This is a genomic window from Streptomyces sp. UW30, from assembly GCF_008042075.1.
In the GTDB taxonomy this organism is placed as follows: Bacteria; Actinomycetota; Actinomycetes; order Streptomycetales; family Streptomycetaceae; genus Streptomyces.
Genome location: NZ_RDBN01000008.1, coordinates 43945 through 68132 on the forward strand (window position 1 = coordinate 43945; position 24188 = coordinate 68132).

Genomic DNA, 24188 nt, shown 5'->3' on the forward strand with positions numbered 1-24188 from the left:
CGTCGAACGCCCCGTTGACACAGCTCACGCCTGACACGAAAGTTTCACCACGCACGGCGGTCCCGAAAGATACTTTCAGGCGGAACGGCGGGAGGAACCTCGATGACCGACGGCACGAGCAGACCGACTCGACGTCAGCTGGGCAGGACGGCTCTGGCCCTGGGCGGCGCCCTGGCCATCGCGCCCTTCCCCGTCGGACCGGCGGCCGCCTCCCCCTCGGGCCGCGGCACCACCCTGCGGCACGGCTCCCCCGAGCGCGCCGGCCTCCTCCCCGACCACCTGCGCCAACTCGTCACCGACGCCGAGGCGTTCCTGGGCCCCTCACCCAAGCACCCCTGGTACGCGGGCGCCGTGCTGCTCGCCGGCCGTGGCGGCACCGTGGCACTGCACGAGCCCATCGGGATGGCTCTGCGCTATCAGGCGTACGACGAGAAGACCGACACCGGCGTCGAATTCCCGCCCGGGCAGCAGCTCCCCATGGCGCAGGACACCGTCTTCGATCTGGCCTCGGTCTCCAAGCTGTTCACCTCGATCCTCGCCGTGCAGCAGATCGAACGCGGTGCGCTCGGCCTGGAGGCGACGGTCGCCTCCTACCTCCCGGACTTCGGCCGCGCGGGCAAGCAGGACATCACGATCCGTCAGCTCCTCACCCACACCTCGGGGTTCCGCGCCTGGATCCCTCTGTACGCCGCGCCGACGTACGAGGAGAAGCTCCAGCTCATCTGGAACGAGGCGCCGCTCAACCCGCCGGGCACCAAGTACCTCTACTCGGACCTGAACCTGATCTCCCTCCAGCTGGTCCTGGAGAAGATCACCGGCCGTGCGCTCGACACCCTCCTGCACGAGGAGATCACCGGCCCGCTCGGCATGCGCCGCACCCGCTACAACCCGCCCGCCGCCTGGAAGCCGGGGATCGCGGCCACCGAGGACGCCCGCCTGCCCTGGTCCGGCCTGGATCGCGGGCTCGTGTGGGGCGAGGTGCACGACGAGAACGCCTTCAGTCTCGGCGGGGTCGCGGGCCACGCGGGCGTGTTCTCGAACGCCTGGGACCTCGCGGTCCTCGGCCGGACCCTGCTCAACGGCGGCGCCTACGGCCGCTGCCGCATCCTGGAGCCGGATTCGGTGGAGCTGATGTTCACCGACTTCAACACCGCCTTCCCCGGCGACGAGCACGGCCTCGGATTCGAGCTCTACCAGCACTGGTACATGGGCGCGATGGCCACCCCGCGCACCGCAGGGCACACCGGTTTCACCGGCACCTCGCTGGTGCTCGACCCGACGACCGACTCCTTCCTCGTCGTCCTCGGCAACTCGGTGCACCCGGTGCGCAGTTGGCGCTCCGGCTCGGCTCCACGGGTCGCGACGGCCAACGACATGGCCCGCGCGGTGGCGGTCCGCCCACGGCACGGTCGTAGGGCATGGTTCTCGGGAATGGCGACCTCCACGAGCGCGACCCTCGCGCTCCCCGCGCTCGACACGTCGTCCGGCGACGCCCGGCTGTGTTGCGCCCTGTGGTGGGACACCGAGCCCCAGTCGGACGTCCTCGCGCTGGAGTCGACGACCGACGGGGGCGCCACCTGGCAGCCGGTCCCCTTCACGACGACGCGCCACGGCGAGCAGCCGCAGACCCACCCGACCGGCATCGCCACCGGCTGGTCCGGCCGCGTCTGGCACCGGCTCACGGCGAGCCTCCCCGCACACCGACAGCTGCTCCTGCGCTGGCGGTACGCCACCGACCGGCTGTACGTGGGACGTGGCGCGTACGTCGACGGCCTGCGTGTCGAGGCCGCGGACACCGTCCTCTTCGACGAGGCCCGACCGGCGGACGCGGCCCGGATCACGGCGAGCGGCTGGACCGCCTCCGCGGACTGACGGCTCAGCCCGGCACGTCCAGGCGCTGCGTGCCGATCACGGACAGCAGCCGCAGCGCCTCCTCGGACGGCGAACCGGGGGTGGCGGTGTAGATGACGACCCGCTGGTCGCGGTCGGTGATGTCGAGGACGTCGCAGTTGACGGTGACGGGGCCGACGACAGGGTGGTCGAAGGTCTTGCGGAGGGTGGGTGCGGCGGCCACCTCGTGGGTTGCCCAGAGCTCGGCGAACTCCTCGCTGCCGTCGAGGAGTTCACGGACCAGCTCCGCCAGTTCCGGGTCGTCCGGGTAGCGGGCCGTGGCGGCGCGCAGCTGCTGCGTGGAGTTGCGGGCGAACTCGGCCACGTCGGACACGCCGTAGAGCCGCCGGCCGTCCGGTCGCGGGCCGAGGAAGGCGCGCCGGACGAGGTTGCGCTCGCGGCGGGGCAGAGCGGAGAAGTCCTCCATGAGGGCGGCGGCGAGGTCGTTGAAGGCGATGACCTCGAAGGTCGCCGAGATCACGGTCGCCGCAGCGTTCGGCAGGCGGTGCAGCAGGTCGACGATGCTCTGGCGGACCTCGCGCGAGGGGCCCGGCGGTGGTCCGGGCGGCGCCCCGGCGAGGTGGTGGAGGTGGGCTCGCTCGGCTTCCGACAGGCGCAGGGCGCGGGCGAGCTGCGCCAGGACCTCGCGGGACGGGTGCGGGGCGCGGGCCTGCTCCAGCCTCGTGTAGTACTCGGTCGAGATGTACGCCAGGTGCGCCACCTCCTCGCGGCGCAGGCCGGGTGTCCGGCGGCGCGGCCCCGCCGGGAGCCCCACGTCGGCAGGGGTGACGCGCTCGCGCCTGCTGCGCAGGAAGTCCGCCAGTTGTCGTCGGTCCACATCTGAAGTGTGCGCGTGCGGTCGGGTGGCCAGCCAGGTACCGCCGGTGCCTGGATAGGCCCTGCGGTCGGTCGCAGGCTCGACGGCATGAACGAGAACACACCGATTTCCCCGACCGGCCTGCTCGACGGCAAGGTCGGATTCGTCACCGGTGCCGGCCGTGGCATCGGCGCCGCCGCCGCTCGGCTGTTCGCCCGTGAGGGCGCCCGGGTGGTCCTGGCGGCTCGCACCGAGTCGGAGCTCAAGGCGGTCACGGAGGAGATCCGGGCGGCCGGCGGCACCGCGGAGCACGTGCTGTGCGACCTGGCCGACGCCGACAGCGTCCGGGCCGCCGTCGACCGGGCCGTGGACCTGTACGGCCGGCTGGACGTCGCCTTCAACAACGGCGCGACCATCCAGCCGCCCGGCCCGCTGGACCAGCTGTCGGACGCCGAGTTCGACCGGGTCGCTGCCGTCAATCTCAGGGGGCCGTGGCTGGCCATGAAGGCCGAGATCGCCGCTATCCGGGCCACCGCAGGGCGCGGCGCGATCGTCAACAACTCCAGCGTCGGCAGCCTCGCGGCCAACCCCGAGCTGCCGGTGTACGGCGCGATGAAGCGGGCGGTCAACAGCCTGACCGCGTCGGCCGCCGTCACGTACGGCCGCGAGGGCATCCGCGTCAACGCCGTCGCGCCCAGCCTGACCCTCACCGAGATGGTCGACGAGTGGGAGCGCCAGTCTCCCGGCATCATCGACCGGCTCACCGCGCAGAACCCGCTGGGCCGCGCCGCCGCCCCGGAGGAGATTGCCCAGGCAGCCGCATGGCTCCTGAGCGACCGCGCGTCCTATGTCAACGGTGTGATCCTCCAGGTGGACGGGGGCGTCCGCGCCTAGACCCCACTTTGGGGCAGGGCCTGGGCAGAACCCTCCAGCACCGCCATCGCCGCGTTGTGCCCCGGCACTCCGCTCACCCCTCCCCCACGCACCGCGCCCGCCCCGCACAGCAGCACGTTCGCGTGCCGGGTCTCCACGCCCCAGCGGCCGGTGCCCTCCTGGGCGTACGGCCAGGAGAGCTCACGGTGGAAGATGTTTCCGCCGGGCAGGCGCAGGTCGCGTTCCAGGTCCAACGGGGTCTTCGCCTCGATGCACGGGCGCCCGTCCTCGTCGGTCGCCAGGCAGTCGGCGAGCGGTTCGGCGAGGTGGGCGTCGAGCTGGGCGAGGGTGGACTTCAGCAGGTCCTCGCGGACGGCGTCGTTGTCGCGCTCGAACAGCCGGGCCGGCGTATGCAGGCCAAACAGGGTGAGGGTCTGGTAGCCCTGTTCCACGAGGGCGGGGCCGAGGATCGTCGGGTCGGTCAGCGAGTGGCAGTAGATCTCGGACGGCGGCGCGGCGGGGAGCTGACCGGCGGCGGCCTGGGCATGGGCGGTGGCCAGCTGGTCGTAGCCCTCGGCGATGTGGAACGTGCCGGCGAACGCCTCGCGCGCGTCGACGGAGCTGTCGCGCAGCCGGGGCAGGCGCTTGAGCAGCATGTTCACCTTGAGCTGGGCGCCCTCGGCGGGGGTCGGGGGCGTGTCCTGGGTGAGGGTGGCCAGTGCCTGCGGGGAAGCGTTCACCAGGACGTGCCGGGCGGCGACGACGCCCTCGCCGTCGTCCGTGCGGTAGGTGACCTCCGCTGTGCGGCCGTCCGTGTCGATCCGTACCGCCTCGTGCCCGGTGACGATGACCGCGCCCGCCTCGCGTGCCGCGGCGGCCAGCGCGTCGGTGAGTGCGCCCATGCCGCCGACGGGGACGTCCCAGGCGCCGGTGCCGCCGCCGATCACGTGGTAGAGGAAGCAGCGGTTCTGCTTCAGCGACGCGTCGTGGGCGTCGGCGAAGGTGCCGATCAGGGCGTCCGTCAGGACCACGCCCCGCACCAGGTCGTCCGTGAAGCGCTCCTCGACCGCGACGCCGATGGGCTCCTCGAACAGGACGCGCCAGGCGTCCTCGTCAGCCACCCGGCGGCGCAGTTCCTCGCGGCTGGGCAGGGGCTCGGTGAGCGTCGGGAACACCCGCTGGGCGACCTCGCCGGTCATGCCGTAGAAGCGCTGCCAGGCCTCGTGCTCACGCTCGCCGCCGGTGAGCCGGGCGAAGGCCTCCCGGGTGCGGCTCTCACCGCCTCCCACCAGGAGTCCGGTCGGCCGTCCGTCCCGTTCCACGGGCGTGTACGAGGAGACGTCGCGCGTGCTGACCCGGAAGGTCAGGCCGAGGTCCCGCACGATCTTGTCGGGCAGCAGGCTGACCAGGTACGAGTACCGGGAGAGCCGTGCGTCGACCCCGGCGAACGGCCGCGTGGACACGGCGGCCCCGCCGGTGTGGTCCAGCCGCTCCAGCACCAGCACGGACCGCCCGGCCCGGGCCAGATAGGCGGCGGCGACCAGCCCGTTGTGACCGCCGCCGACGATGACGACGTCGTGCGTACCGTGTCCCGTGGTTCCCTCGTGTGCAGGCATGGTTCTTCGTAACACGCGTTGATCTAGGTCGGCCAGAGGTACGCGGCCCTCGGCGGGCACGCCGGCTCAGGGGTCCGGGCTGAATCCGCGCACGCTGCGCAGCCCGAGGGACCGCAGGATCTCCTCGGCGGGCTTGCTGCGGGCCTGCAGGTAGAGGCTCTCGAAGAACGGACAGCACGGCGCCCGCCGGGCCACTCGTTCCGCTCGGATGTACGGTTCGAGGGTTTCCCACACCTGGTTGACGCGGAAGTGGAAGATGCCCAGGGCGACACGGGAGTCCACGATTCCGAGCGCGTACAGGATGGAGATGTACTCGTAGGTGAAGGCGACGTTGCGCGTCATGGATCGGGCCGGTTCGGGCAGCGCGTCCATTCCGCCGTCCGCCGGGTGGTCTCTGACGAGCTGCGTCAGGACGTATCGCTGGTCGCTCTGGAACTCCTTGTCGCGGATGTTGCGCATGGCCACTTCGAGGACCATGGTCATGTCGCTCGCGGAGCGCGCGTGCCGCGTCTGTCGGAGGGTGGCGATCCCCGACAGCACGAGGGCGATGAGTGAGACAGCAAGCGTGGCGGCGTTGTACATGGCGCCCTCCGTCTCGGTCGGAGCGTTGCCAGAGGCAGTGTGACCGCCGTCCAATATCACAACAAGGGGGCGGATTACGGCAGTTGGTGCTCGGCCCGGTGAGCCGCGAGGGCCGGGATCACTGTCCGCCCGACGCCCGCTGCTGGCGCAGCACCGCCACCCTCCGGTACAGCTCGACCGCCTCCGCGCCGCGGCCGAGCTGTTGAAGGCAGTGGGCCTCGTCGTTGCGGCTGGCGAGGGTGTCGGGGTGGTCGGCGCCGAGGACGCGTTCGCGGGCGGTGGCCACCCTGCGGTACTCGGTGAGCGCGTCCGGCCAGCGGCCCAGCCAGCCGAGACCAACGGCGACCTCGCGACGGCTGACCAGGGTGTCCGGGTGGTCGGGGCCCAGCACCCGCTCACGGATCGCGCACACGTCGCGGGACTCGGCGAGGGCCTCCTCCCAGCGCCCGAGCCGGCCGAGGTTGACGCCGAGGCCGTGGCGGGCGCGCAGGGTCTCGGGGTGGGCGGGGCCGTGGACGCGGGTGCGGTTGTCGACGAGGTCCTGGTAGAGCCGGAGCGCCTCCGCGCTGCGCCCGAGGCGGCCGAGGCTGATGCCGACCTCGTAGCGGGCGGCGAGGGTGTCGGGGTGGTCGGGTCCGAGCGCCTGGGCGCGGGCGTCGGCGACCTCGCCGTAGGTCTGCAGGGCCTCCGCCCAGCGCCCCAACTGGCCGAGCGCGTAGGCGACTTCGTAACGAGTGACCAGGGTGTCGGGGTGGTGCGGGCCGAGGATGCGGGAGCGGGCGGCGGCGACTTCGTCGGCCATGCGGTACGAGTCCTCCAGGCGGCCGAGCCTGCTGAGATTGAAGGCGAGGTTGTGGCGGCAGCGCAGGGTGTCGGGGTGCTCGGCGCCCATGCTGCGCTCGCGGGCGAGAAGCACGGACGTGTAGACCTGGTGCGCGTCGAAGTGGCGGCCCAACTGACCGAGCACGTAGGCCATTTCCTGCCGGGCGGCGAGCGTGTCGGGGTGGTCCGGGCCGAGGGAGAGACTGCGGGCGCGGGCGACGTGCTTGTACTCGCGCAGGGCGTCGGCGGCGCGGCCGGTACGGCTGAGGGTGAACGCCACCTCGTAGCGGCTGGCGAGGGTGTCGGGGTGGTCGGGTCCGAGGAGGTGCTCGCGCTCGGCGGCGACGGCCCGGTGCACTTCGCCCGCCTCGGCCCAGCGGCCCAGCCGGCCGAGGCTCAGTCCGGCGTTGTGCCGTCCGGCGAGCGCGGTGAGCGTCGCCGCGGACGGGGCGGACGGCACCTCGGGCGCGGCGGTCTCCTCGGGCCGGCCGGTGGTGGGCCGCGGGATCCACTCGCCGGTGAGTCCGGCCCCGGCGTCGGGAGGTGTGGTGCGCAGTCCCGCGCCGGTGGCCTTGTGGCCGGTGGTCATGCCTCGGGTCCAGGACGGCAGGCGGGGCCCGCGGGCGAGGGGCTCCGGGGGCCTGAGGGCCGGCTGCGGGGTCACCACGGTCGGCACGTACGCGGGTGTCGTACGGCCCAGACCGATCCGGCGGCCCAACTCGCGTCCGTCGTGCGGGCGTTCCTCGGGGCGCTTGGCCAGCAGGTCGAGGATGACCTTCTCGAAGTACTCGGGCAGCTCGGCGCGGTGACTGCGCGGCGGCCGGGGCGGGGTGTCGCGGTGGCCGACGAGGATCGCCCAGGGGTCGTCGAGGTCGAAGGGCGGTACCCCGGTGGCGATCTCGTACAACACGCACCCCAGCGAGTACAGGTCGCTGCGCTGGTCCACCTCCTCCCCGCCGATCTGCTCCGGCGACATGTAGTGCGGGGTGCCCATCGCGATGCCGGTGCCGGTCAGCCGGGAGGTGAAGCCGATGTCGTGGGCGAGGCGCGCTATGCCGAAATCGCAGATCTTCACCGTGCCGTCGGCGAGCCGCATGATGTTCGCCGGCTTCAGGTCGCGGTGCACGATGCCCTGCTGGTGGGTGTAGGCAAGGGCGGCGGCGACCTGCTCGGCGATCTCGACGACGTCCGGGACAGGCAGCGGATGGTGCTTGTTGTCCTCCAGGAGCTGGCTGAGGTTGCGGCCCTGAAGCAGCTCCATGACCAGAAACAGGATGCCGTCGGACTCGCCGAAGTCGTGGACGACGGTGACACCGCGGTGCTGGAGGGCCGCGGCCACCCGGGCCTCGCGGCGAAACCGCTCCCGCAGGACACGGGTGAAGGAGTGGTCGTGGTGGGGTCCCATCGGCTTCAGGCACTTCACGGCGACGTGCCGGCCCAGCGACTCGTCGCGCGCACGCCACACCTCGCCCATACCGCCGCGCAGTCACCGCGCCGAGCTGCCCGAGTACTTCGAGAAGGTCATCCTCGACCTGCTGGCCAAGCGCCCCGAGGAACGCCCGCACGACGGACGCGAGTTGGGCGTCCAGTATGGCGAGCTATCGTCCGAGTTTGTACGGTGCCGGGCGCGAGCCGGGACCGAGTCGTGCCATGGCGCGCAGGATGTGTTTGGGCGGGAGTTGCCAGCGCAGACGTGCGGGAACGCAGCGCAGCAGGGTGCCTGTGGCACGCAACTGACGGGTGACGGTGGCGGGTTTCGGGGCGGGTCTGCCGTACAGCTCGTGGGCGTACGGCGGCAGGGCGGCGTATGCCAGCTGCGCCACGCGCCGCCACAGCACCTCGCGCGCCGGGACGAGGAGGGGGTGCGTCGGCGGGCGGAGCAGAAAGTCGTCCACCGCGCGAGCCTCGGGTCCGCACGCCAGCTCGGGGCGCACCTTCTCGAAGTACGCCGCCATCTCCGCCCGGTTCGCCGGTACGGCGTCGGGGTCGAGGCCCACCAGGCGGGCGCTCACCTGCTGTTCGGATATGTACCGGTCGGCCTGTGCGTCGGTGAGGGGGAGGCCGGAGCGCCGCGCGACCTGGAGGTAGGAGTCGATCTCGGCGCAGTGCACCCACAGCAGCAGTTCGGGTTCGCCCACGCCGTAGCGCTCCCCCGTGTCCGGATCGGTGGCGCCCAGCAGGCTGTGGATCCTTCGCACGCGGGCGCCGGCCTTCTCGGCGGCCTCGGTGGTGCCGTACGTGATCGTCCCGACGAAGTTGGCGGTGCGCAGCAGCCGGCCCCAGGCGTCGTGCCGGAAGTCGGAGTTCTGCATGACGCCGCGTACGGCGCGCGGGTGCAGGGCCTGGAGATAGAGCGCGCGGATTCCGGCGACCCACATGATCGGGTCGCCGTGTATCTGCCAGGTCACCGAGTTCGGCGTGAACAGCCCGGGATCGCCCATGCCCGCAAGTATGACCGCAGCCAGTGGTTGTCACGTGATGTCGCCGCTGACCTGTGCTTTAGACCGCTCTGCCGTGGGTTTCTGCCCGGCAAAGACCACACGGCGGCCGGGTGCGGGCCCCTGTCGGTCCGCACCCGGCCGTCGTCCTAGGCGCTCTGTCCCGTGAGGATCGCCGCGGCACGCTCGGCGACGGCGAGTACGGTCGCGTTGGTGTTGGCGGCGACGATCGAGGGCATGACGGAGGCGTCCGCGACCCTGAGGCCGCCGATGCCATGTACCCGGAGGTCCGGGTCCACGACGGCGCGTTCGCCGGTGCCGATGGCACAGGTGCCCACGAGGTGGCCGTACGAGCTGGTGGCCAGTTTGACGTACTCGCGCATCTCCGCGTCGCCGATGACCTCCTCGCCCGGGGCCAACTCGCCGGTCCGCCACGGATCCAGCGCGTTCGCGGTACCCATCCGACGGGCTCGACGCAGGGCGGTCACCATCAGGTCCAGGTCGCGTGGATCCGTGTAGTAGCCGAGATCGATGAGGGGGGACTCGCGGGGATCGGGATCGGCCAGCTCGAGGCTGCCGCGGCTGTACGGCCGCTGCAGTGAGCAGAGGACCGAGTAGCCGTCCATCCGCTCCGGCTGCCAGGCCGAACTGCCCCACGGTTCCACGGCTGCGCCGGGCCCTCGGTGCGGCAGGGGAAAGTGCACGAACACGAGTTGCAGGTCCGGGTCCGCGGCCGGGTCGCTGCGCAGCACCACGTGCGGGGTGTCCGGCATGCCGCCGGCGTCGACGGGCTCCCTCGTCGTGAACGTGACCTGGGCGAAGGGGTGGTCCTGCAGGTTCTCCCCGACGCCGGGCAGGTGGTGTACGACGTCGATGGCGAGGCGCCGTAGCTGTTCGGCCGGCCCGACCCCCGACGCCAGCAACAGGTGCGGTGATCCGATCGCTCCCGCCGCGAGCACGACGTCCCGGGCGGGCCGTGCCGTGCGCCGCTGTCCGCCGAGGATGTATTCCACGCCGGTGCACTGGCGCCCTTCGAAGAGCAGCCGCTGGACGAACGCGTCCGCGACGACGGTGAGGTTCGGCCGGTCGCGGGCCTGGCCGAGATAGGCGTCGGCGGCGCTCTGGCGGGCGAAGTCCACGAGGTTCATCTCGGTGCGCGCGACCCCCTCGGTCTGCTCGCCGTTTCCGTCCGCCGTGGTGGGCGCGCCGGACTCGGCAGCGGCCCGGTAGCAGGCGTCGTAGAAGGATCCGGGCTCCGCCGCCGGACCCGGGGCCACCCGCATGGGTCCGTCCGTGCCACGCCACCGGGGGGCCATGCCGTCGGCCCGCTCGCTGCGCCGGAGATACGGCAGCAGGGTGTCGAAGTTCCAGCCCGTGGCCCCGGCCTGTTCCCACGCGTCGTAGCTGGATCGGTGGGCGCGGACGTGCGCCATCGAGTTGATGGCGCTGCTGCCCCCGATCACCCGGCCGCGCGGCACCGGAACGACCACGCCGTCCAGTCCTGCCTGGGGCGTGCTGCGGAACGACCAGTCGACGCCGGAGTCCCACATGCCGACGTAGTCCAGCGGGTTGTCGGGAGCCTTGTCGGCGCCGGCCTCGATCAGGAGGACGCGCGTGGCCCGGTTCTCCGACAGTCGGGCTGCGAGCACGCAGCCCGCGGTTCCCGCACCCACCACGACGAAGTCGTAGTCGTAGTCGTTCATTGTCTCTGTCCCGTCGTTGTCGTCCGTGCTGTCGTCCTGCTCTGGCGCCAGGGGTCTCTACGACCTCGGCGCCGGGCAGGTTCACTGCCGACGGCATCGGGCGTCCCGCGCGGGGGCGTCCGTGGACGGGGCGGGTTTCAGCAGAAGGCCGCGAGGACGGAGGGGCCGCCGAGCGGCCAGTCGTGCGTGCGGAGCGCGTCGGTGTGCGTGGGCGGTGTGTGCCGGTGGGCTTCCAGGCTGTCGAGGAGGACGCCGACGGCACGGCGGGCCTGCGGTTCGAGCAGTCGCGACTGCATCTCACGCACCAGGTCGATGTGCGGCCGGGCGTCGTCCCCGTGGCCCGGTTCGCCGGCCGCGTGCCGGACCGCTGCCAGGCCCGCGCCCGCGACGGCTCTGCGGTCGAGCGGAGCCGTGGAGTTCGCCCAGGTACGGCGGAATGCGGCCGCCGCCTCGGAGAGCCGGCCGCCCTGGAGCATCAGCACACCGCGCAGATTGCCGACCGCCGCGTGCAGATCCTCGGCGCCGATCTCGTCCGCCAGGCGGTGTACGTCCGTCAACCGCCGCTCGACCGCGGCGTGGTCGCCCTCGGCGAGATCAAGGAATCCGACGCGCAGAACGGCGTACGCCCACCGGATGCGGGCGCCGACGGAGCCGAAGACGGCCGCGGCCTCGGTCCAGCGGCGCCGCGCGCTTTCGCGACGACCGTCGCTCTCCTCCGCGTCGCCGCAGAGGGTGAGCGACCAGGCTCGGGCGAAGGCGTCGTCGGCCGCGGTGGCAACCTCCACGGCGGTCAGGGCGTGCCCGCGGGCGCCTTCGGCGTCCCCGTGCCGAAGGCAGTACATCGACCATTTGGTCTGCAGGACGACCCGCTCCCAGTACAGATCCGTGCCCGTCACGGCGGCGTCCGCCGTGACGAACAACTGCTCAAGATCCTCCCGCCCGTTCAGCATCGCGTGCAGCGGGTCGTAGCAGCGCCCCAGCACGGCGAGGACGGGGTTCCTCGCGCGCCGCCAGACCTCGCGGTGCCGCTCGGCCAGTGCGCCGGCCTCGGCGTAGCGACCCGACATGTAGTTCAGCCAGACCAGCCAGGCGATCGTGTAGAAGAGCGCCCACTCCTCGTCATCCCCGATCGGCCGCGTTCCGGTGTCCTCCGCGGCGGCGTCGTACGCCCGCAGGCTGCGCCGCAGAGGTTCGATGCCTTCCTCCTCACGTCCGCTGATGAACCAGTAGTAGCCCAGGCGCGCTTCCAGCAGCAGCGATCGGGAGGGGCGGGCGCCGGCCGCCATGAGTTCGGAGGCCGCGCGGAGGTTCGCGCCCTCCTCGGTGAGCCGTCGGGCCCACCACTGCTGGTCGCCGGAGGCGACGCCCTCGGCGGCTTCCCGGGCGAAGTCCGCGGCCCAGCCCATGAAGCGTTCCTCGGCGTCCTGCGCGAAGCCCGATTCCCGTAGCCGTATGAGCGCGTACTCGCGGACCGTCTCCAGCATCCGCAGTCGGCTGCCGAAGGGTGTGGTGGTGGGGACCAGAAGGGAACTGTCGACCAGACGGGCCAGGACGGTGAGCGATTCCGAGTCGTCCGTCGGTGGGAACGGGGCGATCTCCTCCGCCGTTTCGATGGAGCAGCCGCCTGCGTACAGGGCCAGCTGTGTGAGCACCTGCTGTGCGCTCTCGTCCAGGAGGTCGTAGCTCCAGTCGAGCACCGCTCGCAGGGTGCGGTGCCTGGGCGGTGCGGTGCGGTCCCCTTTGGCCAGCAGGGCGAAACGGTTGTCGAGGCGGGCCTCGATCTCCCGGACCGAGAGCAGGCGGACGTGGGCGGCGGCCAGTTCCACTGCCAGCGGCAGGCCGTCGAGCCTGCCGCACAGGGAGCGGACGTCGCGCATCGCGCTCTCCTGCGTGGCAGCCACGGCGAACGCGGGATCAGCCATGACGGCGCGGGCGACGAAGAGCCGGGCGGCTTCGTCGTCGGTCATCGGCGACAGCGGATAAAGCGCCTCGGTGGATATCTCCAGCGGCGCCCTGCTCGTGGTGATGACGGTCAGTGCGGGGCATGCGCTCAGCAGGGTTGCGACCACCGGCGCGACGGCGTCGAGCAGATGCTCGCAGTTGTCCAGGACCAGGAGGGTTCGTCGCCCGGCCAGGAACGACGTGAGCCGGTGGACGTAGTCGTGGGGGCGCTGGTCGGGACGCACCGAGGTGTCCGACAAGCCGAGCGTGCCCGCGATCGCCGCGGGGACGGCAGCGACGTCGACCGGCGCCAGGTCGACCCACCAGACGGCGTCGTAGGAGCGGACCGACAGCGCGCAGACCTCGAGCGCCAGTCGGGTCTTTCCCACGCCGCCCGGCCCCAGCACGGTCACCAAGCGCTCACGGGCGACCATGGCACGTACGGCGTCGACGGCGTCGCGGCGCCCGATGAACTTCCCCAGCGGCCGGACCAGATTGCCCTCGGTGGACGCCGCCCGAGAAGCGGCAGGACGGCGGGACGGCTCCGGCCTCGCTTCCGAGCTCACGGCAAGCAGCCCGCGAACCGGATCCTCGTCGCGGAGGATCGCGGCATGCAGCTGACGGAGCTCGGACGACGGGTCGGCGCCGAGTTCGGATCGCAGGAGGCGGCGGCCGGTCTCGTAGACCTCCAATGCCTCGGCGGGCCGGCCGCCGCGGTGGAGCGCGAGCATGAGCCGGGCCCGGGAGCGCTCGCGCAGCGGTACCGTCGCGACCAGCGCCTTCAGCTCGGCGATGACCTCGTCGGCGCGCCCGAGTTCCACGGCGGCGAAGGCGGCGTCCTCCAGAGCGCTTTGGCGCAGGTCCTCCAGACGTGCCCGTTCACCGTCGAAGAACCGGCCCGGCAGATCTTCCAGCGCCTGGCCGTGCCATCGCGACAGGCCCCGCCGAAGACGCTCTTCTGCCTGGCGGTACGCCCCTTCGGCCAGGCGCTTGCGGCCCTCTTGTACGTCGGCCTCGTACAGCGGTACGTCGATGTCGTCGCCCGGTCCCAGGACGATCCGGTACCCGCCGTGCCGGAACAGCAGTCGGCCGTCCTCGCCCACGGCCGCGAGAGCCGCGCGGATCTTGGTGATCTGGACCTGGAGGGCGTTGACGGGGTCCTTGGCCTCCCGCTCTCCCCAGACGACGTCGATGAGGGCATCGCGCTGCACGACATCGCCGTCGGCGAGCAGCAGACAGCCGAGGATCGCGCGGGGTACCGCCCCGGGCACGGCCACCGCGCCGCCGTCACCTGCAAGTTCGAGGCGGCCGAGCAATCGAATGCGCATGCCCGGCATTGTCCCCCGTCTGCGCACCGGACCGTGTCCGTGAACCGACCCGACAGCGTGCTCGTAGAGCGAACAGCGGAGGTGACGCACTACTTCACAGGAGGCAAGGTGACATGCCGGCAAGAACAAGCCGCACTCGTTCTCCACGCGATGACGGCACTGGACCCCCGCACGTCCGAACGGATCGCGGGGCACCTGCGCAGGTGCCCCGCCTGTGCGGACGAGGCCGCACAACTGATGGCCACGCTCTCCACCCTCCGATCGGTTCCGAGCGAGGTGATCGTCGGCGACTGGGGAGACAAGGTGACCCCACTGCGGGAAGCGGCGGTCCGGAGCGTCGTCGATCCGGACTGAGCACGGCCGACAGGCGCGGGTAAGCGCGAGGAAGGCACGAGGAAAGCGGGTGCCGCGACGGTCGTCTCATCCAGTTCGATGAGACGGCCTCCCCGTGCGGAGCGGGTGCGCCGGAGGGGTTCCCCATGACGCACGACACCTTGAACCGCGACGGGCGGCCGGGCTGCCACGGCAGCGGCCGGTGCGACAACACCCGGGCGGAGCAGTTCATCCGCGCCGTGTACGACCAACACGGCGCGTTTCTGCTGAGAGTGGCCACCGGACTGCTCGCCGGCGACAGCCATCACGCCCAGGACCTCGTCCAGGAGACGGTGCTGCGCGCCTGGCGGCACGCGGACTCGCTCGACCCGCAAGCCATGGGCATCCGCTCATGGCTCGGGCATGTCCTGCGCAATCTCGTCATCGACGGTCGGCGCGCCAGGCGAAGGCGCCCTCCGGAGACGACCGACGAGGTGCTCGTCGAACTGCCGGTGTCCGATCACACCGAGACCCTCCACACCGCGAAAGTGGTTCGCGAAGCTCTGGCGGGCCTCTCGCTGCAGCACCGCGAAGTGCTGGTCCACGTCCTGTACTTGGACCAGTCGGTGGCCCGGACGGCGAAGACGCTCGGCATACCGCCGGGAACCGTCAAGTCCCGTACGCACCTGGCGCTCAAGGCCTTGCGGACGGCCCTGGCCGAGCGCGGCTACGTCCCCTGACGCGGCACGGCCGGATCATCGGGGCAGGGTCGGCACGCTGCCTCGGTAACGGTTGTACGCGTCAGCGCCCGGCCACGCCCGTCAGGGCACGGCCGAGCGCCGCAGGACGCCTGCGCGCGGTGGATCAGCTGTGCCGGCTGCGCCTGCTGAAGGACTCGGCGTAGGCGTGTGCCCGGAAGGCGAGCACGGGGTCGTCCGACAGCTCGATCCCGGCCGTGAGCCGCGTCGGGTCGAACTTCTGCCCGTCCCAGTGCTCCTGGTCCTCGACCGGCGTGGTGAGCTCCAACCGCCCGATCGTCAGCTCTTTGCGCTCCTCGGGCCACGCGACGGTGGGGTCGTGCGTGGGGTCGCCGTCCTCACCCAGCTGTGCGTGGAGCGTGAACGCGGCCGGGCCGTGCCGCAGCCGCTCGTGGAACTCCCGGGTCAGATAGTCCGCTGCGCGGGTGGCGGCCTCCTCGGCGGTCAGCTCCGCACGGCCCGCCTCCGGCTCCCAGCGATACCGCACCGGCTGCCGCGCGCCCACGGCGTCGACCCAGATGAAGGCATGCACGGCCCAGTACGCGGCGCTGCCGTAGCTGACCGGCACCGGCGGCACCTGCGTGATCGCCGCCGCGAGTTGCGGGTGCGCCGTGACGTGGGCCTGCACGGCTGCCGGGTCAGGACGGCCATCGACGGCGTCCGGCCTCAACGCCTCGGTCAGCCCGTGGAATTCGGCCGGAGTGGACGCCACGAACAGCGGCACGGTGATGCCGAGAAGGTCGGTGTGCGTGCCGTCCGGCAGGTGGAAGCGGGTCGCCATGCCACGGGTGACCGGCGCGGCGTCAGGAACGTGCGGATTCCCCTCCGAGTTCGAGAACCGCACCGTCACCGGAACCGGCCGATGCTGAAAGTGGGCGGCCGTGCTCAGCCCCGCGGCCTGGCCGGTCGGCGTGAACGTCCCCACGAAGCAGACACCCCGTGCGCTGGACCGGCGCAACCCCGGGTACGGCCCTGAGCCCATCCGCTCCATGCTGTCCACCACCTGCACGACCGTGGGGGCGACCGGATCGTTCGACATGAGACTTCTCCTCCAAGAGCACAGCGGGTACCTCGACTCAGCGCGCCGGCTCCAGTAGTCCGGCAATGCGAGATCGTCCGGCACGCGCTTTGGCTGTGGTCTCTACGACCCGTAGCACCGGGGGGTTCACCGTTGGCCCGCACATCCGTCCTACGCCCCAGATGCACGGCCCCCGGAAAGCCTCAGTCCGCGGCTCTCGTTCGCAATGCGGGGTGCCTGCGCCACGCCTCAGCTGACCGCGTCGGGCGGTCCGTGCTCGGACCCACCGGTTGCCCGCCGCACCCACCGATCCACGCGATCGGCCGATCGGTCCCCCGAGAACGCGGTGCCGTCGGCGGTCGCAGCAGGCTAACGCCGTACCCGCGGCATCCCCAGACCGATCCACGAGATGATCTCCCGCTGGATCTCGTTGTTGCCGCCGCCGAAGGTGAAGATCACGGCCGAGCGGTAGCCGCGCTCCAGCTCACCGTGCAGAACGGCGCCCGCCGAGCCCTCCTTCAGCGCCCCCGGTGCGGCGACGATCTCCATCAGCCAGGCGTAGGCGTCACGGCGCGCCTCGGAACCGTAGACCTTCACGGCGGAGGCGTCCTGCGGGGTGAGCGTGCCGTCCTGGACGGCGCTCACCATCCGCCAGTTGAGGAGCTTGAGCGCGTCGAGCCTGGTGTGGGTCTGGGCGAGGCGGCGGCGTACCCAGGGCAGGTCGATGACCCGGCGGCCGTCGGCGAGCTTGGTCTCCATGGCCCAGCGCTGGACGTCGTGCAGCGCGCGGATCGCCATGGTGCCGTGGGCGGCGAGGGTGACGCGCTCGTGGTTGAGCTGGTTGGTGATCAGGCGCCAGCCCTGGTTCTCGGCGCCGACGCGGCGGGAGACGGGAACCCGGATGTTCTCGTAGTAGCTGGCGGTGGTGTCGTGCGAGGCGAGGGTGTTGATGAGGGTGCAGGAGTAGCCGGGGTCGGTGGTGGGGACGAGGAGCATGGTGATGCCCTTGTGGGGCGGGGCGTCCGGGTCGGTGCGGGTCGCCAGCCAGACCCAGTCGGCCGTGTCGCCGTTGGTGGTCCAGATCTTCTGGCCGTTGACCACGTATTCGTCGCCGTCGCGTACCGCGCGCGTCTTCAGGGACGCGAGGTCGGTGCCCGCCTCGGGCTCGCTGTAGCCGATCGCGAAGTCGATCTCGCCGGAGAGGATCTTCGGCAGGAAGTACGACTTCTGTTCGTCCGTGCCGTACTGCATGATCGTCGGGCCGACGGTGTTGAGCGCCATGAGGGGCAGCGGTACGCCCGCCTGGGCGGCCTCGTCGAAGAAGATGAACTGTTCGATGGTGGTCAGGCCGCGTCCGCCGTACTCCTTGGGCCAGCCCACACCGAGCCAGCCGTCCGCGCCGAGCCGACGGATCGTGCGGCGGTAGTGGCGCTTTTGGGCTGCCGGGTCGGTGAAGCGGGTCTGTGCGAGGTCCGGCACCAGTTCGGCGAAGTAGTCGCGCAGTTCGCTGCGCAGCCGCTGCTGCTCGGGCGTGTATTCGAGATGCACGGCGCCTCCAGGCTCCCCAAGAGCGGTCCTGACGGCGCACACCGTAGAACGTGTTCCAGAAATTGGGAACGGTCAGGCAGGGGTCGCCATGAAGTCGCTCACGTAAGAGTTCCCATGAAGTCGGTGCAAGCCCGCGCGCACTTCCGGCACGCCTCGGCCGTCGCCTCGCCGCCGGGCTGCGCCTCGAAGGCGTGCGCGCACTCGAGGCAGACCGACCGGCACCACTCCAGCTGGGCGCGGATCGCGGCCTCGTCGAGGAGGTTCTGCTCGGACAGCACATGGCAGGTCGCGTCGCAGACCTCGGCGCACATGATGCCCCTGCGCCGCACGAGTTCCTGTTCCCGGGTCCCGTCCGGATCCACCAGGCTCGCGCGCCGGGCACAGGCCCGGGCGCAGTCGGTGCAGGCCTGGGCACACGTGAAGCGGTCCTCCAGGAACTGGACGAGCTGTTGCTGGGATGTCGTCGTGGTCACACAGGCCGGGTAGCCGCAGCGGGTGGGGCCAAACCCCGGGTTTCCCGGGGTTCTGGCCGGCCGCGATGGACGGATCACACGGTGGGCGGGTGCATGAGGTGTGGGTCGACCACATGGAGTGGGCCCACAGGTGGGCCCACACTCTTGAGGYGCCGCTGGCCGAGGGCCGCTCTCCGCCCGGAAGGGTCCCCCCACCCACACACGCCTCATCCGCCGTCGGCGAACCTCCGCGCGAGGTCCCGGTGATGCTCCGCCACCCGGCCCGCCTCCGCCCCGGTGATCGCGGCCCCCGGCATCGCGCCCAGCCGCTCGATCTGCTCGGCGGAGCGGATGTGCTGGTCACGGCCGTGCTCACGGCAGGCCAGGCAGGTGACGCTCTCCGGCCGTGACGAGGTCATCGCGTACGGGACCCGCAGCCCACAGCCGGTGGTGACCCGCTCGGGCAGATCACCGACCAGACCGAACGTGCCGGCCAGCAGATTGCGCACCCGGGCGTCGTCACGGGTCACTCGCCGGTCGACGTGGATGTGTGGATCGGCACCGTCCATGCGCCCATCCTGCCCGCCCGCCCGTCGTGGGCCCACGCCCGGGTCGCGAGCGGACGTCCGGGGTGCACCACTCGTCAGGGGTCAGTACGGTGCTGTTCGATGCTGTTCCGGTGTTCGAGCACGGCTGCGGGAGGCGACATGAGCGGCGACAAGGCGGAGAAGCTGCCCCGCAAGACGTACGAGAAGGAACTGCTGCGCCTCCAGACGGAGTTGGTGAGGCTTCAGGAGTGGGTCCGCGCGGCGGGCGCCCGGTTGGTCGTGATCTTCGAGGGGCGGGACGCGGCGGGCAAGGGCGGCACCATCAAGCGCGCCACGGAACACCTCAACCCACGCGTCGCCCGGATCGCGGCTCTGCCCAAGCCGACCGAGCGCGAGCGCACCCAGTGGTACTTCCAGCGGTACGTCGAGCATCTGCCGGCCGCCGGGGAGATCGTGCTGTTCGACCGGAGCTGGTACAACCGGGCGGGCGTCGAGCGCGTCATGGGCTTTTGCACAAAGGAGGAGTACCAGCTCTTCCTGCGGCAGTGCCCCATCTTCGAGCGGATGCTGGTGGAGGACGGGATCCTGCTGCGCAAGTACTGGTTCTCGGTGAGCGACGAGGAGCAGCAGGAGCGCTTCCGGCGCCGGCTGGAGGATCCACTGCGCCGCTGGAAGCTGTCCCCCATGGACTTGGAGTCCATCACCCATTGGGAGGACTACTCGCGGGCCAAGGACGAGATGCTGGTGCACACCGACGTCACCGAGGCGCCCTGGTACGTGGTCGAGAGTGACGACAAGCGCCGGGCGCGGCTCAACATGATCGCCCACCTGCTGGGCTCCGTGCCGTACCAGGACGTGCCCCCACCGGTCCTTCAGCTGCCCGATCGCCCGGAGTCGACCGGCTACCGGCGACCGCCCCGCGAGCTCCAGAACTACGTCCCCGACCACGCGGCGAACCTCTGAGCCTCAGGTCCCCTCGGTCCGGACCACGGCGACCGGGCACTCGGCGTGGTGCAGCACCGCCTGACTGACCGAGCCGAGCAGCAGCCCGGCGAAACCGCCGCGCCCGCGCGCGCCGACCACCACGAGCCCGGCGTCGGCACTGGCCTCGATGAGGGAGTGCCGCACCCGGCCGCGCACCAGCCGGCGCTCCACTGCGACATCGGGATACCGGTCGCGCAGCCCGCCCAGCGCCTCGGCGAGCACGCGCTCCTCCTCGTCCTGCAGCCGGTCCTCGTCGTACGTCACGAAGGGCGGGTCGGCGGGAGCGCCGTAGGAGCGCTCGGTCCGGATGCTCCAGGCATGCAGCGCCTGTAGCCGCACGCCGTGCAGGGAGGCGTGCGCGAAGGCGTACTCGACCGCGCCGCGCGCCGCGGGCGAGCCGTCCACGGCGAGGAGAACGGGCCCGGCCGGGTGAGGCCTGCGACGCACCACCAGCACCGGGCAGGCGGCATGGGCGGCCAGGTGACCGGCGGTGGAGCCGAGCAGCAGCGCGCCGAACCGGCTCAGGCCCCGGCTGCCGACCACGGCCAGGGACGCGGTGCGCGACTCGATCTCCAGCACCGTCACCGGTTCCCCGACGACGACCTCGCGCATGATCTCGACGCCGGGTCCCGTTTCGTGCGCCCGCCGCTCCGCCTTGGTGAGCGTGCCGTCGATCAGCTCGCGCATCCCGGCGCCGCTGGGCTCCCAGGGCCGCCCGCCGTGCGGGATGTGCGCGGCCGGCCGGCCGAAGGCGTGCACCAGCCGCAGCCCGACGCCGCGCAGCCCGGCCTCGCGGGCCGCGACCTCCACGGCCGCCAAGCTCGACGGCGAACCGTCCACCCCTACGACAACCGGGCCCATCATCGCGTTCCCCTTTCCGGTCCCCGGGCAGGATCCGCGGGCGCGGGACCGTCTGCTCGGGACCGTCTGCGCGGGCCGGACTCGGCGGGCGCCCTACGGTCAGCTCCGCACCGTGATCCTCAACTCCGTACGCCCCCCGTCGCTCCGGGATCGGCGGGCGCCGTACGACGGCTCCGCGCCTGGGCGACCCACTCACCATCGGTGACCGGTGCCCGGTGCCGGACCGTCGACCGTTGTCCTCCCAGCCTCCCTCCGCCGGCCCCATTGCGCACCGGACGGGACGGGACGGGAGCGGACCGGCACGAGCCGGTCAGTCCGGCAGGACCAGCCGTCCCTTCTCCCCCGGCTGGAGGGACACCTCGCGGTCCGGGAGCCGTACGTCGATCGGTGAGGCGTCGGAGGACGGGACCTCGATCTCCAGCAGTCCCCGCTCCAGACGCAGCCGGACGCCCCAGTTCTCCTGGTAGCGCAGAGCGAACCCGTACGTGGACAGTTCGGGCAGGGGCACGGGGTCGAGCCACAGCGCGCCGTCCCGGGTTTCCAGGCCGGTCAGCCCGCGCTGGACGAGGTCCAGAGTGCCGGCCATGGCGCCCAGGTGGATGCCCTCCCCGGTGGTGCCGCCCTGGACGTCGGCGATGTCGCCCTGGAGGGCCTCCTGGACGAACGTCCACGCCTCGCTGCGCCGGCACCTGGCCAGCACCCAGCCGTGGACCAGGCCGCTGAGGGTGGAGCCGTGGCTGGTGCGGTGCATGTAGTAGTCGACGGTGCGCCGCCACATGTCCTCGTCCAGCCGGTGGCCCAACCGGGCGAGCAGGTCCCGCAGTTCGGCCGGTGAGAAGAGGTAGCCGAGCATCAGGACGTCGGCCTGTTTGGAGGCCTTGTAGCGGTTGACGGTGTCGCCCTCCGCCTCCAGGATCCGGTCCAGCCGGCGGATGTCGCCGTAGCGGCCGCGGTAGCCGTGCCAGTCGAGTTCGGACAACTCGCCGTAGCCCGCGAACTGGCTGATGACGTCGTCGTGGAAGGGGACGTGCAGCGTGTGGGAGACGTCCTCCCAGAGTTCGAGTTCACCGCTGTCCAGGCCGGTGCGTTCGGCGAGTTCGCGGCGGCGGGGCTCGGGCAGGGTGTCCAGCAGCTCCAGGGTGCGGGCGAGCACCCAGGCCGCGGTGACGTTGGTGTAGGCGTTGTCGTCCAGGCCGGGCAGGTCGGCGTCGGGGTATGCCTCGTGGTACTCGTCGGGGCCGACGACGCCCTTGATGCGGTAGCGGGCCAGGCTGTCGTCGTAGACGGCCTTGTCGGCCCAGAAGCGGGCGATCTGCAACAGCATTTCGGCGCCCTTGGTGTGCCGGAACTCCATGTCGCCGCTCGCCTCGCAGTACTGCCACACGTTGTAGGCGATCGCCGAGCCCACATGGTGCTGGAGATGGGAGTGGTCCGGCAGCCAGCGTCCCGAGCGCGGGTTGAGATGGAGCTGCTGGGTCTCCTCGCGCCCGTCGCTGCCGCTCTGCCAGGGGTACATCGCACCCCGGCGGCCTGCCGCCGCCGCGGTGGTGCGGGCCTGTTCGAGGCGGCGGTGACGGTAGCGGAGCAAGGCGCGGGAGACCTCCGGGAAGTGCAGGTTGAGGTAGGGCAGCACGAACAGTTCGTCCCAGAAGACATGGCCTCGGTAGGCCTCACCGTGCAGTCCCCGGGCGGGCACGCCGACGTCGAGGTCGGCGGTGTGCGGGGACAGGGTCTGCAGCACGTGGAAGAGGTGCAGCCGCAGGATGCGGCCCGACTCGCCGGGGACGTCGAGTTCGGCCCGGCGCCAGAGCTGGTCCCACGCCGCGCGATGCGACTCGGCCAGCGCGTCGAAGCCGGGCGAGCGGCCCACCCGGTCGACGGCGGCGTGCAGCGGGTCGCTGATCGCCGGGTCGCGGGAGGTGTGCAGCGCGACGGTCTTGTCGACGGTGACCGTGCGGCCGGGGGCCAGGTCGATCGTCACCTGCTGGATGACATACGGCAGTTCGTGGCGGACCGCGGCCGGTTCGTCGGCGGTGAGCCGGGCCGCGAGGCCGATCCCGACGTCGGAGGTGCGGGTGCGGCAGCGCAGCCAGACCGTGTCCGGGGCGGAGGTACCGGTGTGGATCTGGGTCAGATGACGGCCGTCGAGGTCCCGGTAGCGCGGCACGCCGGAGTTGGTGACACCGCCGTCCAGGGCCGCCTCCACCTCCAGCCGGCCGGAGAATCCCTCGGACGTGAACTCGGTGCGCAGGGCGGCCAGATGTGGGTCGGCCATATGCGCCATGCGCAGCTGGCGTACCGTCAGCACACGGTCGCCGCCCAGGTCGTAGCGTGTGCGGCGCTCCAGCAGCCCTACTGACAGGTGCAGCATCTGCCGGTGTTCGAGCACGGTCGAGGTGTCGGGGTCGATCCAGTGCCCCCCTGGGAGGCGGAAGCGCAGGGGCAGCCAGTTGGGGACGTTGACCATGTCCTCGTTCTTCACCTGGAGGCCCCCAACATTGGAGGTGAGCCGGTTGTAGATGCCGGCCACATAGGTCCCCGGATAGTGGAGGTCGTCGGCGGCGCATTCGGGGAGCGCGCCCCGGGTGGCGAAGTAGCCGTTGCCGAGCGTGCACAGCGACTCGCGCAGCCGTTCGTCGGCGGGCGTGTAGCCCTCGTACTCCCAGCTCCAGCCGTCCACTTCGGCTTCCGAACCGAGGTCGGTCGCGTCGGTCTCCCTGCCCAGGTCCGTCACTTCGGCCCTCCTCCCGCGCAGAGCTCTCCGAGGTCGCGTACGACGATGTCGGCGCCGTGCCGCAGCAGCCGCGCGCCGGTGTCCGCACCGGCGGCCCGGTCCACGCCGACCACCAGGGCGAATCCGCCGCGCCGGCCGGCCTCCACACCCGCCAGGGCGTCCTCGACGACGGCGGCCCGGTCGGCGGTCGCGCCCAGGCGCCGCACGGCCTCCAGGAACAGGTCCGGCTCCGGCTTGCCCGCGAGGCCCAGCCGGGCCGCCTCGCCGCCGTCCACGAGGGCGTCGAACAGATCGAGCACCCCGGCCCGGCTGAGCAGCTCGCCGGCGTGCCGGGAGGCGGAGGCGGCGGCACGGGGCACTCCTGCCGCCCGCAGGGCCTTCACCAGCCGTACGGTCCCCGGGTAGGCGTCGACGCCCTGTTCGCGCAGCCTCGCGGTGAAGAGCCGCTCCTTGTTCTCGGCGACGGACCGCACCGTCTCGTCCGACGGCTCGACGCCACGCGCGGCGAGGAAGGCCGCGGCTCCGTCGAGGCGGGACTTGCCGTCGACGTGGCGCAGATAGTCGTCGCGCACGTCGAAGGGGCGGCGCTGGTCGGGGTCCGCGGGCGGATGGGCGCGCAGGAACTCGTCGAAGGCGACCTTCCAGGCGGCGGCGTGCACCTTGGCCGAGTCGGTGATCACGCCGTCGGTGTCGAAGACGACGGCGCGTACATCGCGCAGCGCGGGAGCGAGCGGGGCTGCGGACGGGTCGGGGACGTCCCCGGATCGGTCGGAGGTGTTCCCGGACGGGCCGGGGGTGTTCCCGGACGGGCCGGAGGTGTTCCCGGACCGGCCGGAGGTGTTCCCGGACGGGCCGGGGGTGTTCCCGGATCGGCCGGAGGTGTTCCCGGACCGGCCGGAGGTGTTCCCGGACCGGCCGGAGGTGGAGGGCCGCTGCACGGGGTCACACCCGCTGGGGCGGGGG

19 protein-coding genes are annotated in these 24188 nt (G+C 71.9%); 5 read left to right on the forward strand and 14 right to left on the reverse strand.

Annotated elements, in window-relative coordinates; translation table 11 throughout:
- Positions 1 to 102 precede the first annotated feature (102 nt).
- The gene (locus EAO75_RS08160) at positions 103 to 1872 is read left to right on the forward strand and encodes a serine hydrolase domain-containing protein (protein WP_147994384.1); all 1770 of its coding nucleotides are present in this window, start codon (positions 103 to 105) and stop codon (positions 1870 to 1872) included.
- Positions 1873 to 1876: 4 nt separating this feature from the next.
- Here EAO75_RS08160 and EAO75_RS08165 read toward each other — a convergent pair whose 3' ends face one another.
- Complete coding sequence (locus EAO75_RS08165; RefSeq protein WP_147994385.1) at positions 1877 to 2728, reverse strand: helix-turn-helix transcriptional regulator; 852 nt, start codon at positions 2726 to 2728, stop codon at positions 1877 to 1879.
- Between the two features lie 87 nt (positions 2729 to 2815).
- Here EAO75_RS08165 and EAO75_RS08170 point away from each other — a divergent pair, with 87 nt between their 5' ends.
- Positions 2816 to 3601 (forward strand): SDR family NAD(P)-dependent oxidoreductase, encoded by a 786-nt coding sequence (locus EAO75_RS08170; RefSeq protein WP_147994386.1) that lies wholly within the window; start codon positions 2816 to 2818, stop codon positions 3599 to 3601.
- On the opposite strand, the gene EAO75_RS08175 is transcribed toward EAO75_RS08170, so the two are convergent.
- The 6 genes from EAO75_RS08175 to EAO75_RS08200 all read right to left on the reverse strand — a co-directional run bounded on the left by EAO75_RS08175 (position 3598) and on the right by EAO75_RS08200 (position 14010).
- A complete protein-coding gene (locus tag EAO75_RS08175) occupies positions 3598 to 5196 on the reverse strand; it encodes a phytoene desaturase family protein (RefSeq protein WP_187284346.1) in 1599 nt (532 codons plus the stop codon). The genes EAO75_RS08170 and EAO75_RS08175 overlap by 4 nt on opposite strands.
- 66 nt (positions 5197 to 5262) lie before the next feature.
- A complete protein-coding gene (locus EAO75_RS08180; protein WP_147994387.1) occupies positions 5263 to 5778 on the reverse strand; it encodes a hypothetical protein in 516 nt (171 codons plus the stop codon).
- 118 nt (positions 5779 to 5896) lie between these two features.
- The gene (locus tag EAO75_RS08185) at positions 5897 to 8074 is read right to left on the reverse strand and encodes a tetratricopeptide repeat-containing serine/threonine-protein kinase (protein WP_261989196.1); all 2178 of its coding nucleotides are present in this window, start codon (positions 8072 to 8074) and stop codon (positions 5897 to 5899) included.
- A gap of 124 nt (positions 8075 to 8198) precedes the next feature.
- Positions 8199 to 9041, reverse strand: a complete 843-nt coding sequence (locus tag EAO75_RS08190) for an oxygenase MpaB family protein (protein ID WP_147994389.1) — start codon at positions 9039 to 9041, stop codon at positions 8199 to 8201.
- 146 nt (positions 9042 to 9187) lie between these two features.
- Positions 9188 to 10741: a GMC family oxidoreductase gene (locus EAO75_RS08195; protein WP_147994390.1), complete on the reverse strand. Its 1554-nt coding sequence runs from the start codon at positions 10739 to 10741 to the stop codon at positions 9188 to 9190.
- A 137-nt stretch (positions 10742 to 10878) separates the two neighbouring features.
- A complete protein-coding gene (locus EAO75_RS08200) occupies positions 10879 to 14010 on the reverse strand; it encodes an AfsR/SARP family transcriptional regulator (protein ID WP_147994391.1) in 3132 nt (1043 codons plus the stop codon).
- A 150-nt stretch (positions 14011 to 14160) separates the two neighbouring features.
- On the opposite strand from EAO75_RS08200, the gene EAO75_RS08205 reads away from it, so the two are divergent.
- Both EAO75_RS08205 and EAO75_RS08210 read left to right on the forward strand, forming a co-directional pair.
- A complete protein-coding gene (locus tag EAO75_RS08205) occupies positions 14161 to 14364 on the forward strand; it encodes a hypothetical protein (RefSeq protein ID WP_147994392.1) in 204 nt (67 codons plus the stop codon).
- Positions 14365 to 14489: 125 nt separating this feature from the next.
- Entirely contained in the window at positions 14490 to 15062 is a 573-nt protein-coding gene (locus EAO75_RS08210; protein ID WP_147994393.1) for a sigma-70 family RNA polymerase sigma factor, read from the forward strand.
- Positions 15063 to 15186: 124 nt separating this feature from the next.
- Here EAO75_RS08210 and EAO75_RS08215 read toward each other — a convergent pair whose 3' ends face one another.
- The 4 genes from EAO75_RS08215 to EAO75_RS08230 all read right to left on the reverse strand — a co-directional run bounded on the left by EAO75_RS08215 (position 15187) and on the right by EAO75_RS08230 (position 18667).
- Positions 15187 to 16119, reverse strand: a complete 933-nt coding sequence (locus EAO75_RS08215) for a catalase family peroxidase (RefSeq protein WP_147994394.1) — start codon at positions 16117 to 16119, stop codon at positions 15187 to 15189.
- 348 nt (positions 16120 to 16467) lie between these two features.
- Positions 16468 to 17646, reverse strand: coding sequence for an acyl-CoA dehydrogenase family protein (locus tag EAO75_RS08220; RefSeq protein ID WP_147994395.1), 1179 nt, complete (start codon positions 17644 to 17646; stop codon positions 16468 to 16470).
- 98 nt (positions 17647 to 17744) lie between these two features.
- Positions 17745 to 18119, reverse strand: a complete 375-nt coding sequence (locus tag EAO75_RS08225) for a ferredoxin (protein ID WP_147994396.1) — start codon at positions 18117 to 18119, stop codon at positions 17745 to 17747.
- Between the two features lie 206 nt (positions 18120 to 18325).
- The gene (locus EAO75_RS08230) at positions 18326 to 18667 is read right to left on the reverse strand and encodes a hypothetical protein (protein WP_147994397.1); all 342 of its coding nucleotides are present in this window, start codon (positions 18665 to 18667) and stop codon (positions 18326 to 18328) included.
- 138 nt (positions 18668 to 18805) lie between these two features.
- Here EAO75_RS08230 and ppk2 point away from each other — a divergent pair, with 138 nt between their 5' ends.
- Complete coding sequence (gene ppk2 / locus EAO75_RS08235) at positions 18806 to 19609, forward strand: polyphosphate kinase 2 (RefSeq protein WP_147994398.1); 804 nt, start codon at positions 18806 to 18808, stop codon at positions 19607 to 19609.
- 3 nt (positions 19610 to 19612) lie between these two features.
- Here the strand turns inward: ppk2 and EAO75_RS08240 are convergent, their stop codons facing one another.
- The 3 genes from EAO75_RS08240 to EAO75_RS08250 all read right to left on the reverse strand — a co-directional run bounded on the left by EAO75_RS08240 (position 19613) and on the right by EAO75_RS08250 (position 23944).
- Positions 19613 to 20494, reverse strand: a complete 882-nt coding sequence (locus EAO75_RS08240) for a universal stress protein (protein WP_147994399.1) — start codon at positions 20492 to 20494, stop codon at positions 19613 to 19615.
- Between the two features lie 307 nt (positions 20495 to 20801).
- Entirely contained in the window at positions 20802 to 23171 is a 2370-nt protein-coding gene (locus EAO75_RS08245) for a glycoside hydrolase family 65 protein (protein WP_147994461.1), read from the reverse strand.
- 50 nt (positions 23172 to 23221) lie between these two features.
- Complete coding sequence (locus tag EAO75_RS08250) at positions 23222 to 23944, reverse strand: HAD family hydrolase (RefSeq protein WP_147994462.1); 723 nt, start codon at positions 23942 to 23944, stop codon at positions 23222 to 23224.
- Positions 23945 to 24188: the final 244 nt, after the last annotated feature.